The organism is Nocardia sp. GP40 (assembly GCF_050434125.1).
In the GTDB taxonomy this organism is placed as follows: Bacteria; Actinomycetota; Actinomycetes; order Mycobacteriales; family Mycobacteriaceae; genus Nocardia; species Nocardia albiluteola.
Genome location: NZ_JBNPVW010000015.1, coordinates 234,436 through 247,750, shown reverse-complemented (window position 1 = coordinate 247,750; position 13,315 = coordinate 234,436). Strand labels below are relative to the sequence as shown.

At 67.7% G+C, this 13,315-nt stretch carries 15 protein-coding genes and 1 pseudogene; 12 read left to right on the top strand and 4 right to left on the bottom strand.

The window, feature by feature from the left end; translation table 11 throughout:
- Nucleotides 1–997: 997 nt before the first annotated feature.
- Nucleotides 998–1,981, top strand: coding sequence for a hypothetical protein (locus ABH933_RS36155; RefSeq protein WP_429424108.1), 984 nt, complete (start codon nucleotides 998–1,000; stop codon nucleotides 1,979–1,981).
- A gap of 98 nt (nucleotides 1,982–2,079) precedes the next feature.
- On the opposite strand, the gene ABH933_RS36150 is transcribed toward ABH933_RS36155, so the two are convergent.
- The 3 genes from ABH933_RS36150 to mce all read right to left on the bottom strand — a co-directional run bounded on the left by ABH933_RS36150 (nucleotide 2,080) and on the right by mce (nucleotide 4,190).
- Nucleotides 2,080–2,388, bottom strand: coding sequence for an ATP/GTP-binding protein (locus ABH933_RS36150; protein ID WP_429424110.1), 309 nt, complete (start codon nucleotides 2,386–2,388; stop codon nucleotides 2,080–2,082).
- A 255-nt stretch (nucleotides 2,389–2,643) separates the two neighbouring features.
- The gene (locus ABH933_RS36145; protein WP_429424112.1) at nucleotides 2,644–3,633 is read right to left on the bottom strand and encodes a hypothetical protein; all 990 of its coding nucleotides are present in this window, start codon (nucleotides 3,631–3,633) and stop codon (nucleotides 2,644–2,646) included.
- A gap of 86 nt (nucleotides 3,634–3,719) precedes the next feature.
- Complete coding sequence (gene mce, locus ABH933_RS36140; protein ID WP_308166893.1) at nucleotides 3,720–4,190, bottom strand: methylmalonyl-CoA epimerase; 471 nt, start codon at nucleotides 4,188–4,190, stop codon at nucleotides 3,720–3,722.
- Between the two features lie 116 nt (nucleotides 4,191–4,306).
- Here mce and ABH933_RS36135 point away from each other — a divergent pair, with 116 nt between their 5' ends.
- The 10 genes and pseudogenes from ABH933_RS36135 to ABH933_RS36090 all read left to right on the top strand — a co-directional run bounded on the left by ABH933_RS36135 (nucleotide 4,307) and on the right by ABH933_RS36090 (nucleotide 11,099).
- Entirely contained in the window at nucleotides 4,307–5,488 is a 1,182-nt protein-coding gene (locus ABH933_RS36135) for an acetyl-CoA C-acetyltransferase (protein ID WP_429424114.1), read from the top strand.
- Nucleotides 5,443–5,637: pseudogene (locus tag ABH933_RS36130) on the top strand (DUF1330 domain-containing protein); the annotation flags it as partial. The gene ABH933_RS36135 and the pseudogene ABH933_RS36130, both read left to right, overlap by 46 nt.
- Before the next feature lie 81 nt (nucleotides 5,638–5,718).
- The gene (locus tag ABH933_RS36125; protein WP_429424421.1) at nucleotides 5,719–6,075 is read left to right on the top strand and encodes a DUF3817 domain-containing protein; all 357 of its coding nucleotides are present in this window, start codon (nucleotides 5,719–5,721) and stop codon (nucleotides 6,073–6,075) included.
- 61 nt (nucleotides 6,076–6,136) lie between these two features.
- Nucleotides 6,137–6,976: a co-chaperone YbbN gene (locus ABH933_RS36120; protein ID WP_429424423.1), complete on the top strand. Its 840-nt coding sequence runs from the start codon at nucleotides 6,137–6,139 to the stop codon at nucleotides 6,974–6,976.
- Between the two features lie 241 nt (nucleotides 6,977–7,217).
- Nucleotides 7,218–7,901, top strand: a complete 684-nt coding sequence (locus tag ABH933_RS36115) for a response regulator transcription factor (RefSeq protein ID WP_429424116.1) — start codon at nucleotides 7,218–7,220, stop codon at nucleotides 7,899–7,901.
- Between the two features lie 20 nt (nucleotides 7,902–7,921).
- Nucleotides 7,922–9,127, top strand: coding sequence for a sensor histidine kinase (locus tag ABH933_RS36110; protein ID WP_429424118.1), 1,206 nt, complete (start codon nucleotides 7,922–7,924; stop codon nucleotides 9,125–9,127).
- An 85-nt stretch (nucleotides 9,128–9,212) separates the two neighbouring features.
- The gene (locus tag ABH933_RS36105) at nucleotides 9,213–9,746 is read left to right on the top strand and encodes a DUF2231 domain-containing protein (protein ID WP_429424120.1); all 534 of its coding nucleotides are present in this window, start codon (nucleotides 9,213–9,215) and stop codon (nucleotides 9,744–9,746) included.
- 21 nt (nucleotides 9,747–9,767) lie between these two features.
- Nucleotides 9,768–10,349, top strand: coding sequence for a sigma-70 family RNA polymerase sigma factor (locus tag ABH933_RS36100; RefSeq protein WP_429424122.1), 582 nt, complete (start codon nucleotides 9,768–9,770; stop codon nucleotides 10,347–10,349).
- Nucleotides 10,350–10,385: 36 nt separating this feature from the next.
- Nucleotides 10,386–10,571 (top strand): hypothetical protein, encoded by a 186-nt coding sequence (locus ABH933_RS36095; protein WP_429424124.1) that lies wholly within the window; start codon nucleotides 10,386–10,388, stop codon nucleotides 10,569–10,571.
- 84 nt (nucleotides 10,572–10,655) lie between these two features.
- Nucleotides 10,656–11,099, top strand: coding sequence for a hypothetical protein (locus tag ABH933_RS36090; protein WP_429424126.1), 444 nt, complete (start codon nucleotides 10,656–10,658; stop codon nucleotides 11,097–11,099).
- Between the two features lie 144 nt (nucleotides 11,100–11,243).
- Here the strand turns inward: ABH933_RS36090 and ABH933_RS36085 are convergent, their stop codons facing one another.
- A complete protein-coding gene (locus ABH933_RS36085) occupies nucleotides 11,244–11,747 on the bottom strand; it encodes a MarR family winged helix-turn-helix transcriptional regulator (RefSeq protein ID WP_245401971.1) in 504 nt (167 codons plus the stop codon).
- A gap of 92 nt (nucleotides 11,748–11,839) precedes the next feature.
- Here ABH933_RS36085 and ABH933_RS36080 point away from each other — a divergent pair, with 92 nt between their 5' ends.
- On the top strand, nucleotides 11,840–13,291 hold the full coding sequence (locus tag ABH933_RS36080; protein ID WP_429424128.1) for an MFS transporter: 1,452 nt from the start codon (nucleotides 11,840–11,842) through the stop codon (nucleotides 13,289–13,291).
- The last annotated feature ends 24 nt before the right edge of the window (nucleotides 13,292–13,315 follow it).

The following is a 13,315-nucleotide window of genomic DNA, read 5'->3' as shown; positions in this document are numbered from 1 at the left end:
AGTGCCGGTATCCGGGTTTGCTCGAAATCTGCGGCTGCCAGGACCGACGATTGTGCCGCGCCTGCTGCATCGGAACAACTGGGCCGGCTGTTGTTTGGGGGACGGTGAGCCGACCTGAGGACTGCGTTCAGGCGACCCGTCGAAACACCGGGCGACCAGGCCTGGCGGGAACGACGCGGCCAGGTCGACCTGTTCACCTCGAGCGTGCGCGGCCGGAGCGCTCACCCCACTGACGGATGGCTCACTGTCCGAGCTGAACGGAAAGTGCAGGGCTGTACCGAGTTAGCGGCCGACGGTGGGGGATCGTCGCCGCGTCGACTCGGTCCAGCAATACGAAACCGGACGAAAACGGATTGGAGATGCGTTGCCCTGCAACAGGATAGCGGGGGTTAATAGAACGAGCGGGCCACCAATCGAGTCGGGCGACCGCCCGGTGCAGGAGAAGGATCAACATCGCGACAAAGGAGGCAGCCTCATGCCTACGCTCTCCGACCTTGGGGCCCACATCGGGAGGCGCGAACGTTGTTGTGAGGGGTACCGGCTTACCGGAAAGGTCACTGCCACCTCCTCGGAGGGAGCCGGCTACAGGGGTTGTCGTGTCGCAATTCCTGCCTTGAACAGCATCAATCCCAGCCAAGGGCTCGCCGCAGGTGGTACTACAGCCCAGCCTCACCGGGACCGGCCTGTCGACTGCCACTGCGGTAGCTTCCGTCGGCAGCAACGCCGCTGCCTAGTTCGCCATCGACCCGGACACCCAGCACATTGTGCTCACCTCGACGGTGACAGTGACGGTGACGGTGACGGTACAACTCACTATCGCCGCGGCGGGTGGGATCAGTAACCGAGTCTCCGACCCCTATGTCCGAGCGGCACTGCGTCCGTGGATTGTCATCGGACAGCGTTGATGGCCCGTCCGGGCTGCGGTTGTAGGTCGAGTCGCCGCCACCAAGGCGGTGGTTGCAGGGGTAAGGGGGTTTCATTGGCTACCATTCTGAGGATGCTGCTGGCGGAACAGCATCTCAAGAGCCATTCGGATTTTCTCGCAGCATATGATAGGTGCGCCGCGCAACTCGATCCGCCCATCCCTCCTGGTTACGGGCCAGCGAAGACTCAGTTCTATCAATGGCTTTCGGGCAGGATGGTGGGGCTTCCTCGCGACTACCATTGTCGGGTACTGGTCAAGATGTTCCCCGGCTGGACGATCGAGAGATTATTTCAGATGGCAGATGCTGCAGAAGTCGCTGCTCGAACGCACGAGTTGGGTCTCTCCGGAACAGATATCGAGCTCGGGGCATTCCTCGGGGCTGAAGTGATCACCAGCGGAATTACTCTCGTGTACCCGACCTTCGAGCTACCACTGCAGCCTGCGCATGCACCTCGAGCGGCCGCGGCCCCCTATCGGTGCGCATTCGGGAGAAAGCTCCGCGCATTTGCGGCTGATCACCACTCGGATGTACTGGCTGCCTTGCCGGAGAAGGAAGTTCGCGGACTACTGTACGTGTTTTCTTCGCTCCAACGTCACACCGATATTCTGACTGATGTCCGGAGCGACCAGTATGTCGCTGCGCACAGCGACCGCCCCTACATCAGCTTCGGACTAACCAGCAACGACTGCACACGTATGTACCTCGAAGGTGCCGATCGCCCTCTGTTCACCCTCAACGGCAGCGCTGACGGCAGTTCCCGTTTCAAGCAGTTCGAGTTGACGGACGGTAGCCGGTACGACTCGAACGGAGACTACAACATCGGCGTCATCGCGCGGGTGCGACCGAGCCCGGATCTGCACCCCGACCGATACTGGATATTCTGTGCGGGCTTGGGTCCGCGTGGCACCACCGGGGCAAGCTGGTACCTTGCCAACTCCTGGAGTCCCCTGCAGCAACGTGCCGGTGATCGCGAGTTCGTCGCAGTGGTCGGTGTCGGTAAGGACTCCGACGAAACAGTCCGCTTGGAGCATCTGCTGATCGAATCGGCATCCTGATGACGGCACTCACTCGATAGACATGGACACCCTGACCGGCGACGCGGGTCACGCCCATCGTCGAGGGCCTGGGCGGACGTCGCGGAGAGGCGGAACAGTCACGACCAGCGGCGGGTTATGGTCCGGGTGCGGCGGCCGCGCCAGCAGCCGGTGTGCCAGTGCCGGCGGTCGTCCTCGCCGCCCTGGGCGGCCCAGGCGACGATATGTGCTGTGCCGGGCAGGATTTCGTGATCGCAGCCGGGGCAGCGGTAGGTCTTCGACGCACGGGAACCCGGCACCGTGCGCACCACATAGGTTTCCGAGCCGTCGGGGCTGTCCTCCGTGCGTCCGAAGACGTCGCCGACCGGACGCGGCTCCCTCGGGGACCGCGCCGAGGAACGACTGGGGCTCGGTTTCCGGCGGGGCATGACCCATCGAGGGTAACGCGCGCTGTGCCGGCGTCGACATGGCGCGTCATCCGCAGTGGCCGCGCACCACGTATCGGGCGCTGTGGGAAGAGGCGAGAAAGTCTGCGGCGCAACGTCTTCTGCGTGCGGGCAAGCGCTGGACGGGCACGACCCCCACGCATCACCGCGCGATCCATCGGTCGGCATAAGGAAGGCCGCCCCCTGGATAGGGGGCGGCCTTGAAACGGATATCTGTCGCCCAGGGCGGAATAGCAGCTAGTGTGCGACTTCCGCGCTCTCGCGCTCGTCGTCGACGAACTCGTCTTCGGAGCGCAGCTCGGAGATGGCCTTCTGACGGTTGGGGCCGGACTGCTTGCTGGACAGCGAGCGCGGTTCGGGGGAGCCGTCGAGCAGTTCGCTCTCGCGGTTGACCGCGGCGAGCATGGCCGGCACCGAATCGAGCTGGCCGCGAATTCCCAAGAGCTGGGCCAGAACTCGACCGCGCAGCACGCGCATCTCCTCGGCGAGCTCCTTGGCGTGCGCGATCTTGCGATCGGCCTGCTGGGTGGCGTTGCCGACCAGACGGTTGGACTCGTCGGTGGCATCCTTGATGCGCTGGGCGGCCTCGGCGCGGCTGGTGGCCTCGAGCTCCTCCATGGCGCGGGTGAGCTTGGTGCGCCGGTCGGCCATGTTGACCTCGAAGTCCTGCTGCGCGGCCTTGCGCTTGGCCTCGGCCTCCTTGGTGAGGCGGTCGGCCTCGGCCGTGGCGGCCTCGACGATCTTCTGCGACTCGGTGCGCGCGTTGGCGAGGGTCTGCTCGAACTCGATCTCGAGCGCCTCGCGCTTCTCCTTGGTCTCCGACAGCAGCGACTCGTACTTGCCGCGCATCTCGGTGGCCTGCTGCTCGGCGATCGATACCATCTCGGCGGCCTCGGCCTGCGCCTGCGCGCGGACCTCGGACGCCTCGTCGGAGGCCAGGCGGAGCATGCGCGAGATGCGGTCGCTCATACCCTCCGCGGTGGTCGGGGGGACCGACAGGCGATCGACTTCCTTACGCAGCTCATCGATTTCGTCGCGCGCATCCTCCAGCTGCGCGGCCAGGTTGCGGGCCTGGGCAGCGGCGGCGTCGCGGTCGGTGGCGGTAACACGCAGTTCGGCATCGAACCGGTCGAAGTAATTGCGAACTTCGTCGCGGTCATACCCCTTCCGGACCACGGTAAAGGGCAACGCGACGAAGCGATTGCGATCGGGCTCAGTGGACGACATGCCCCACAAACTACCGCTTGCGCCGCAACCATGGAGACTCGACTGTGCAACTCGTTACGACAACTTTTCCCGGTCGGATTGCGGTACTAGTGAGTAGGATTCGCATTCGGCTCGACCAGCTCGATCAGCACACCACCAGCATCCTTCGGGTGTACGAAATTGATGCGTGACCCGGCGGTGCCGGGCCGCGGCGCCTCGTACAGCAATCGGAGGCCCCTGGCTCGCAGGTTGGTAGCCACCGCGTCGATATCGGTGACGCGATAGGCCAGCTGCTGCAGCCCCGGACCGTTGCGATCGATGAACTTGGCGATTGTCGACTCCTCGTTGATCGGAGCCAGCAACTGCAGGGCAGTCGACCTGTCTCCGGCAGCGGGCAGCGACAGCATTGCCTCGTGCACGCCTTGTTGCTCGTTGACCTCGCGGTGGGTTTCGATCATACCGAGGTTTTCGGAGTACCAGGTCACGGCCGCGTCGAGGTCCGGAACGGCGATTCCGACATGGTCGACGGCGATCACATAGTCGGCGGGGATGAATTCGGTCGTATCGGGTGTGCTCACCGTTCGAAGGTAACGCGCACCACCGTGGTGCTGTCCAGACCGCCCGGGTTACCGTGGAGTACGAAGCGGCCCCAACCCGCCCGCAAGCTGCATCGACTCCCGAAGCGAGGCTCATCGTGACCACCACCTCTGTCATCGTCTCCGGCGCACGCACCCCGGTGGGTCGCCTGCTCGGTGGCCTGGCCGGATTCAGCGGGTCTGACCTGGGCGGATTCGCCATCAAGGCGGCGCTGGAGAAGGGCGGGGTGGCCCCGGAGCAGGTCGACTACGTGATCATGGGCCAGGTGCTGACCGCGGGCGCGGGCCAGATCCCGGCGCGCCAGGCCGCGGTGGCCGCGGGCATCTCGATGGACGTGCCCGCGCTGACGGTCAACAAGGTGTGTTTGTCCGGTATCAACGCAATTGCCCTGGCGGACCAGTTGATCCGGGCCGGCGAGTACGAGATCGTGGTGGCCGGCGGACAGGAGTCGATGACGCGGGCGCCGCACATGCTGGAGAAGAGCCGTGAGGGCTTCAAGTACGGCGACGTGACGCTGCGCGACCACATGGCCTACGACGGCCTGCACGACATCTTCACCGATCAGGCGATGGGACTGCTCACCGAGCAGCGCAACGACGCCGATCCGATCACCCGCGAGGATCAGGACGCCTTCTCCGCGGCCTCGCACCAGAAGGCCGCGGCCGCGTGGAAGAACGGCGTCTTCGACGACGAGGTGGTGCCCGTCGCGGTGCCGCAGCGCAAGGGCGATCCGATCCTGGTGAGCACCGACGAGGGCATTCGCGCCGACACCACCACCGAATCGCTGGGCAAGCTGCGCCCGGCCTTCCGTAAGGACGGCACCGTCACCGCCGGTTCGGCCTCGCAGATCTCCGACGGCGCCGCGGCGGTGGTCGTGATGAGCAAGGCCAAGGCGCAGGAGCTGGGCCTGAGCTGGATCGCGGAGATCGGCGCCGCGGGCGTGGTTGCCGGGCCGGATTCCACGCTGCAGGAGCAGCCCGCCAATGCGATCGCGAAAGCCTGTGCGCGCGAGGGTATTTCGCCGGCCGAGCTGGATGTGGTGGAGATCAACGAGGCGTTTGCCGCGGTCGGCATCGCCTCGACCCGCAAACTCGGCATCGACCCGGCCAAGGTGAACGTGAACGGTGGCGCCATCGCCATCGGCCACCCGCTGGGCATGTCCGGCGCGCGGATCGTGTTGCACCTGGCGCTGGAGCTGCAGCGTCGCGGCGGCGGCGTCGGCGCGGCGGCCCTGTGTGGCGGCGGCGGCCAGGGCGACGCGCTGATCATCAAGGTCTAGGTTCCCGCAGCGGGAAGCCGGCCAAGCCCGCGCTGGAGGCGGCGGGCGGCCGGATTCCGGCCCGCGGCGGCCGGGCGACCGCGTTCGAGTGGGGGGTGCCCGAGCGCACGGTCGTGGTCGAGTTCCCCAGCTATGAGGCCGCGCTCGCGGCCTACGACAGCCTGAGGGAGGGTGTGGAATGTGCCACTCCGACTACGCGGCGTCGTAGGTGGTTGGCACAATGGGGAGCCATGGGCGAAATCTTCGACGTGAGCACCCTGGCCAAGCGGGTGCGGCTGTTCGGCATCCTCGAGGTGTTCGGCTGGGTGCTGCTCTTCATCGGCATGTACTTCAAGCACGGTGTCACCCCGTCAGTCGGCTGGCCGCTGATGGTGTTCGGCATGGTGCACGGCGTCATCTTCCTGGCGTACGCGTTCAGCCTGCTGATGGCGTGGCGCGAATTCGAGTGGCCGGGCAAGACGATCGGGCTGGGACTGCTGTCCTCGGTGGTCCCGTTCTGCTCGCTGTGGTTCGAGCGGTGGGCGATCCGTTCCGGGCAACTGGGCGAGCTGAGCGCGGTCGCGGCGCCCGCCGCCGCGGGTTCGTGACAAACTGGAACCCGTGACTCGACCAGCCTCACGTCGTCCCTCTCCCGCCGTCGCCGCGGCCATGTCCGGCGCAGTGGATCTGTCCAGCCTGAAGCAGCCCGCTGCCACGGATGTTCCGGGTGATCACGCGGTCACCGAGGCCAGCTTCGAGGACCAGGTGCTGCGGCGATCGCTGCAGGTTCCGGTGGTCGTCGTGCTGTTTTCGCAGCGCAGCCCCGGCAGCATCGACCTGGTCAAGCTGTTCGAGAAGCTGGTCGGCGAGGCCGATGGCGCCTGGGACCTGGCCACCGTCGAGGCCGAACCGAACATGCGCATCGCCCAGGCGTTCGGGGTGCAGGGCATCCCGACGGTGATCGCGGTCGCCGGCGGACAGCCCCTGGCCGACTTCCAGGGCGCCCAGCCCGAACCGCAGGTGCGGCAGTGGCTCTCGGCGGTGCTCGAGGCCGTGGGCGGCCAGATGCCCGGCGGGAAGGAGCCACAGCCCGAGCCGGAGGATCCGCGCTTCGTGGCCGCCGAGCAGGCCCTGGAGCGCGGTGACATCGAGGGCGCGATCGCGGCCTACGAGGCCATCGTCGCGGCCGAGCCGGGCAACGACGAGGCCAAGGCCGCGCTGCGCCAGGTGCGTTTCTACGCCCGCACGCAGGGCCTGCCCGCCGATGCACTCGCCCGCGCCGAGGCTGACCCGTCCGATATCGACGCCGCCTTCGCCGCCGCCGACACCGAACTGTTCAACGGCGTCCCCGAAGAGGCCTTCGATCGCCTCATAGCCCTGATCAAGCGCACCGCCGGCGACGACCGCAACCGCGTGCGCACCCGCCTGGTGGAACTGTTCGAGCTGTTCGAGACCGCAGACCCGATCGTCACCACGGCCCGCCGCAAGCTGGCCACCGCGCTGTACTAGTAGTTGCGGCTCGAAGCTGAGCCCGAGTGTGGCCTTACCGTCGGCCGCCGACGCGGCTGTGGAGGAACCCACTCGGGCGGATGCCAACCGGACAGCTGATTTCGTACGAACATGGGTAACTCCATGTGCTCGGATAGAACCAGCTTGCGATGTGCGGATCAGTCTTGGAATGCTCTGAGAATTCACTCGCCGGGGCGCTGCGAGCGTCTCGGCCTGCGCGTTCGATGGCAGGCTGGAGTGCATGTCGATTCCGGGCACGACCGCACCGCGGGTACTGCTGGTCGAGGACGATCGCACGCTCGCCGACATGGTGGCCGGGCTGCTGACCGACCAGGGCTATCAGGTCCGCACCGCCGATAACGGCCAAGCCGGTCTGCATCACGGACTGACCGAGCAGTTCGACGTGCTCATCATCGATCGCGCGTTACCGGTGCTGGAGGGTCTGGAGCTGCTGCGGACGCTGCGTGACCGTGCCGTCATCACCCCTGCCTTGCTACTGACCGCCCGCGGCACCGTGGCCGATCGGGTGGAAGGGCTCGACAGCGGTGCCGAGGACTATCTGGTCAAGCCGTTCGAAGTGCCCGAATTCCTGGCCCGCATCCGCGCGCTGCACCGCCGCCATCTCACCACCGCGACGTCGTTGCCGATCGGAACCCGCAGACTCGACCCGGCGACCCGCACCGTCGCCGATCCTACCGGCATGGTCCCCGAGGTGGTGTTGTCGGCGAGCGAATGCGCACTGCTGGCGACCTTGGCACGCTCGCCGCGGCAGGTGTTCACCCGCGACCAGCTACTCGACCTCGTCTTCGACCGTGCCGACACCGTCGGAACCGTCGACACCTACGTGCACTACCTACGCCGCAAACTCGGGCGCGAGGCCATCGACACCGTGCGCGGTCTCGGCTACCGGCTCGGCGTCGGATGAGACGCCGCCGACGAACCGCCGTGGTCTCGACCGAGCCGGCACAGCTGCGGCGTGCTACCCGCAGTGCCGCACTGCAGTCGGCCATCGTGCTAGCGGCCGTTCTGCTGCTCGTCGGGGTCGTGCTGCTCAGCGTGGATACCCGGATCGGCAACCGGCAGATCGACGCCCAGCTGGCCCAAGTCGCAGCCCAGGTCGACGATGTCGACGACCCACCCCCCGGCATGGCCATCGGTATCGCGACGGCCGCCGGCCACGTCGCCCTCAGCGCGCACGCGCCTGCACCCACCGCCGAACTGACGACCAGCCCTACCGGCTATTCGACGGCCCGTTCGGGCGGGGTCGAGTACCGGGCGCTGGTACTCGAACGCTCCGGCCGCAGGATCGCCGTCCTCGTCGACAAGGCCCCGTGGGAACAGAGTCGGCAGCGTGTCCTGGAAGCGCTGCTGATCGCCGAGCTCGCCGGGGTGGCGACCGCGGCCTGTGCCGCACTGCTGCTGTCGCGACGAGCGATCCGCCCCATGGTCGACGCGCTGACGACCCAGCGCGACTTCGTCGCCGACGCGTCACATGAGCTGCGGGCGCCGCTGACCGTGCTGCACACCCGCGCCCAAGTCCTGGCCCGCCGCGCCACCCGCGACGAACTGCCGACCGAGTGGCGCACCCAGCTCGACGAACTCGTCACCGATACCCGCGCGCTCGCTAGCATTGTCGACGACCTGCTGCTGGCCGCCGCGTCCGAACACGAATCGGACCGGACCGAAGCGGTGGACCTGACAGCACTGTGCCACGAAGTGGCGGACAGCGTCACCGCCCACGCGGAGACCCGCGGCATCACGGTGGAAGTCGCGGTCACCGATCCCGCCGCCGCGACGAGCGTCGACGGAGTCCGACCGGCGCTGCGCCGAGCCGTTTTCGCCCTGGTCGACAACGCGCTGCAGCACGAAAAACGGGGCGGCACAGTCACAATCGCCATCTCTCGCACCGCCGACCGGGTTGCGGTCACCGTCGCCGACACCGGCGCCGGTCTCGACCCGCGCGACGCGCAACGCCTCTTCCGGCGCTTCGCCCACGGCGACGGCCACAGCACCGCAACCCGCCCCCACGGCATCGGCCTGGCGCTGGTGCAGGCTGTCGTCGATGCTCACCACGGGAGCATCGCCGTCGACGGCGCCCCCGGGCGAGGCTCGGAGTTCACCATCACGCTGCCCGCAGGCCACCGGCAATAGTCTCGGCTCCGAGAATCCTCCAAGAATCGCCCCATACGCTCCAGGACGACCACAGCCCACACACTGTTCAGGAGCGGCCAACAGCATGGGACCCACCACTGTCAACGGACTGCCTGCCCACGTCCTACTCGTCCACTTCGTGGTCGTGCTGGTGCCATTGGCGGCGCTGCTGCTCGCACTCGCGGTCTGCTGGCCCGCCGCTCGGGCTCGGCTCGGGCTCGCCACCCCACTCGTTGCCTTCGCCGCGCTGCTGGCCGTCCCGCTGACCACGCAATCCGGAGAATGGCTCGCCCACCACGTCGACCGAAATCCCTTGGTACGCCAGCACACTCACCTCGGTGATGAACTGCTCGCGTGGTCGGCGGCCACCTTCCTGCTCGCCTCCGCCTGGTGGGCCCTGCACAGCGATCGTGTTACTCGTCGGCTCCGCCCGCGGCTGCCCCGCATCGACACCGTTGCCGGCAATCGCGCAGTCGCGATCACCCTTGCCCTCGCCGCCCTCGCAGTCTCGGTCGGCTCTGTGGTGCAGGTCTACCGCATCGGTGATAGCGGAGCCCAGGCCGCCTGGCACAGCCGCATAGTCAGCCAATCCCACACCACCGCCGCCAGTCACCAGTGAACCGGCCCCTGATAGCTACCCATGCCGGCGACGGACATGACTGACGCTGCGCACCTGCATCGGTGCCGTCGATCGCAGCGCCTGGGTGAGGTCGACCAACAGTACCGGCAGTCGTTGCATCGCCTCGCCCATCGGCTCGTCCGCGATAAGGGCCGCGCCGACGACATCGTGCAGGAGACCCTGATCCGACTGTGGAAACATCCACACCTGCTCGACGAACCCGACCTCGCGCTGCGCGCATGGCTGTTCACCGTCGCCCGTCACCTGGCCTATGACGAACTCCGATGCGCCCGACGTCGCCGCGAGTACCCTACCGACAACAACGCAGCGCTCGACCGCCACTCCGACGACCCCTGCGCACACGTCGCCGACACCTGGATCGTCCACCGCGCCTTGGCCACACTCAGCCATCAGCACCGCGAAGTCATCCTCCACGCCTACTACCGCCGCGCGACCACCCAAGACATCGCGACCGAACTCGCCATCCCACCCGGCACCGTCAAATCACGCCTGCACTACGCACTACGAGCATTCCGGGATGCCTGCACCGCCCAAGGCGTCATTACTGAATCGCCTGCGAGCCGGGAAGACTTATCGGTGTGACAGTCGCAGGTCGGCGGCGCCGCCTTCACCTGGAAGATGGTGGCCGTCTCGCTCGGCAGCGTCATTCCCGGAATGCCGGAAATCCTGCGCCACCGGCTGTTGAGCTGGATCTCCGGGGGAGCCCGCAGCTCCGATGAGCTGCCCGAAGGACGGCTGATCGCCGCCGGCATGCGTGACTACGTGGGCGCGCACGCTCTGCCCCGGCGGCACAGCCAGACATGAACGTGCCCAGCCGATCCGGACTGCACATCAGAAGGTGCCGCGGATGGTGTTCCGGTTGGCCACCCACTCGCTGTTCTCGACGCGGTGCTCGGTGGTTATCTGCATGTCGGGGCAGCCCGCGCGCATCAGCTCCCACTTGCGCCGCCGGTCGTCGCGGGTGACACCGAGAGCCGGGTGCTGGGGGAGGCGGTCATGGCCGGCTACGCGGGCCCAGGCGACGTCGAGCCGCCGCAGGCCGCCTGGCACCGCGAGATCCGCGCAACCGCAGCGCCGTTGGCGGCAGAGGCGCGGGCCGCCGGCGCGATCCGCGGCGACCTCGGCGAGAACGACCTGCTGGCCCTCACGACCGTCGTCGCCCGCGCGGGCAGTCCCGCCCAGGCCAATCAGTTTCTCGATGTGTTGCTCGAAGGCGTCGTGCCCCCGTGCGGACAACACGGGCAGCGCCGTTTGGTCTCCATAACCGCGGACCTGGCCGTGCCGACTAGTAATCGGGCCTACGACCACGCCTGGATGTTTTATGACGAATAAATGGCGTCATTCCGGGGATGGTGAGCTTGTGGAGCCCACGCGCTCGCCCAACTGACCGACGACAGCGGCCAGCTACTCGACCCCGGCACTGAGTGGCAGCATGAACGGGCTGCTCCGGGGCTGTTTCCGCATGCTCCGGAGTGGTCAGCGTGCGTCGGTGCGGCGGCGGGCTGACGATGGGGCGGGCCGGTCACGGAGGCGGTCGATGTGGCGCTGCTGAATTGTGGTGTTGGTATGTAGGAAGTCGGTGACCAGCCGCAGCTGTGCGGTGTCGTATTTGGCGGCCAGCTCGCGCTCCCCGTCGATGATCAGCGGGCCGACGAGGTCGAGGCAGCGTTGTGCGCCGTTGTCAGTGAGGCGGACGACCACCTTGCGCCGGTCGACCGGGTGCGGCGCCCGGGTGAGCAGGTCCAGTTTCGCCAGCCGGTCGAGCATGACGGTGACGCTGCCGGTGGTCAGGTTGAGCTGGTCGCTGAGTTCGCGCGGGGTGAGCGCACCGGCTGCGAGCAGCTGTTCCAGGCAGCGCAGGTCGGTGTCGTTGACGCCCAGCAGGCGGGCGGTCTCGCGATCGAAGTCGTCGACCGCGGCCTGGTATGCCTGGACCGCCCGGCCCAGCTCGGCGAGCACTTCCCCCATTGTGCTTGACATTCGAGTTATCTCCTTGAATCCTATTGTCGCTCGATAATCAAGAAACATGATGTTCAAGATTCATCATAGTCCAGCGAACCCGAGGAGTCTCCATGTCCCACCCCTTGCATGCGACCGGCGCGCCGGCCGCCGCGCCGTCACCCTGGTCTGGGCGTTGGCCTGCCGCGATCGTGATGATCCTGGCGGCTCTGCTGGACATGATCGACGGATCGATCGTCAATACCGCGCTGCCGTCGATCGGGCGCGGGCTCGGCGCGAGGCCCCCCGAGCTGCAGTGGACCGTGTCGGCATACCTACTGGGTTTCGCGGCCACGCTGATCGTCGCCGGGCATCTGGGCGACCGGTTCGGACGCAAGAGCCTGTTCCTGGCGGGTGTGGCCGGGTTCGCGGCCGCGAGCCTGGCCAGTGCGGTGGCGGCCCAGCCGGAGCAGCTGATCGCGGCGCGGGCGGTGCAGGGCGTGGCCGCCGCGGTAATCATGCCGCAGGTGCTCGGCTCGTTCAGGATCTGGTTCACCGGCGCGGAGCGGGGCAAGGTGTTCGCGATCTACGGCTCGATCGCCGGGATCGCCGTGGCCGCCGGAGTGGTGCTGGGCGGGGTGCTGACGGACTGGAACCTGTTCGGATGGGGCTGGCGGACGATCTTCGCGGTGAACGTCCCGCTGGCCGCCGCGGTAATCATGCTCGGCGCACTGTGGATTCCCGCATCCCACGACCGCGCGACCGGCCGGGTCGGCGTCGTCGGCGCCGGGGTGCTGGCGCTGTCGCTGGTGGCGATCGCGTTGCCGCTGGTACAGGGCCGGTCCGCCGGGTGGCCACTGTGGGGGTGGCTGTGCCTCGGCGCGGGCGTGGCGAGCCTGGTGGGGTTGATGGCGGGGCAGCGGGCGCTCGGCGCGCGGCGGCCGATACTGCCCACCGGGCTGTTCACTTCCGGTGCGTTCGTCGCCGGGCTGGTCGTGCAGATGCTGTTCTACGGCGCGATGTCGGGCTTCATGCTGATTCTCACCGTCTGGCTGCAGGCCGGGCAGGGCTTTTCGCCGGCCCGGGCGGGGCTGGTGATGGTGGCGTTCAGCGGCGGCACCTTCCTCACCGCCCCGATGATCGACCGGTTGGTCGCAAGGTTTGGCCGCGGCGCATTGGCGGCCGGCGGGCTGATCCTGGCCGGCGGGTTCTCCTGGATGGTGCACGCCGCCCGCCACGCACACCAGCATGCGGCGACCTGGCCGCTGGTGCCGGGATTGCTGGTCGCCGGCGCCGGCCTGGGGCTCATGGTGATCCCGCTGGCCAACATCGTGCTCACCGCCGTGCCGGCGGACCTGGCAGGAGCGGCGTCGGGGGTCTTCGCCACAGCCCAGCAATTTGGTGGCGCGCTCGGCGTGGCGGCCATCGGTAACACGTTCTTCGCCCACGTCGCCACCGGCTACGGGGATGCGATAGGCCGCGCCGGGCAGTGGCCGGTGGCGGCGTGTGCGGCTTGCGCACTGCTGTGCCTTGCCATACCACGCACGGCGATCGCCCACCACGCCCAGACCAACCACATTGGCTGACACTCGGGGTCCACCCCAACCCGG

Excerpts from the sequence above, each read along its gene's own strand:
- ABH933_RS36155 (WP_429424108.1), top strand. The coding sequence starts at position 998 with ATGCTGCTGGCGGAACAGCATCTCAAGAGCCATTCGGATTTTCTCGCA.
- ABH933_RS36150 (WP_429424110.1), bottom strand. The coding sequence starts at position 2,388 with ATGCCCCGCCGGAAACCGAGCCCCAGTCGTTCCTCGGCGCGGTCCCCG.
- ABH933_RS36145 (WP_429424112.1), bottom strand. The coding sequence starts at position 3,633 with ATGTCGTCCACTGAGCCCGATCGCAATCGCTTCGTCGCGTTGCCCTTT.
- ABH933_RS36125 (WP_429424421.1), top strand. The coding sequence starts at position 5,719 with ATGGGCGAAATCTTCGACGTGAGCACCCTGGCCAAGCGGGTGCGGCTG.
- ABH933_RS36120 (WP_429424423.1), top strand. The coding sequence starts at position 6,137 with ATGTCCGGCGCAGTGGATCTGTCCAGCCTGAAGCAGCCCGCTGCCACG.
- ABH933_RS36115 (WP_429424116.1), top strand. The coding sequence starts at position 7,218 with ATGTCGATTCCGGGCACGACCGCACCGCGGGTACTGCTGGTCGAGGAC.
- ABH933_RS36105 (WP_429424120.1), top strand. The coding sequence starts at position 9,213 with ATGGGACCCACCACTGTCAACGGACTGCCTGCCCACGTCCTACTCGTC.
- ABH933_RS36100 (WP_429424122.1), top strand. The coding sequence starts at position 9,768 with ATGCCGGCGACGGACATGACTGACGCTGCGCACCTGCATCGGTGCCGT.
- ABH933_RS36095 (WP_429424124.1), top strand. The coding sequence starts at position 10,386 with ATGGTGGCCGTCTCGCTCGGCAGCGTCATTCCCGGAATGCCGGAAATC.
- ABH933_RS36085 (WP_245401971.1), bottom strand. The coding sequence starts at position 11,747 with ATGTCAAGCACAATGGGGGAAGTGCTCGCCGAGCTGGGCCGGGCGGTC.
- ABH933_RS36080 (WP_429424128.1), top strand. The coding sequence starts at position 11,840 with ATGTCCCACCCCTTGCATGCGACCGGCGCGCCGGCCGCCGCGCCGTCA.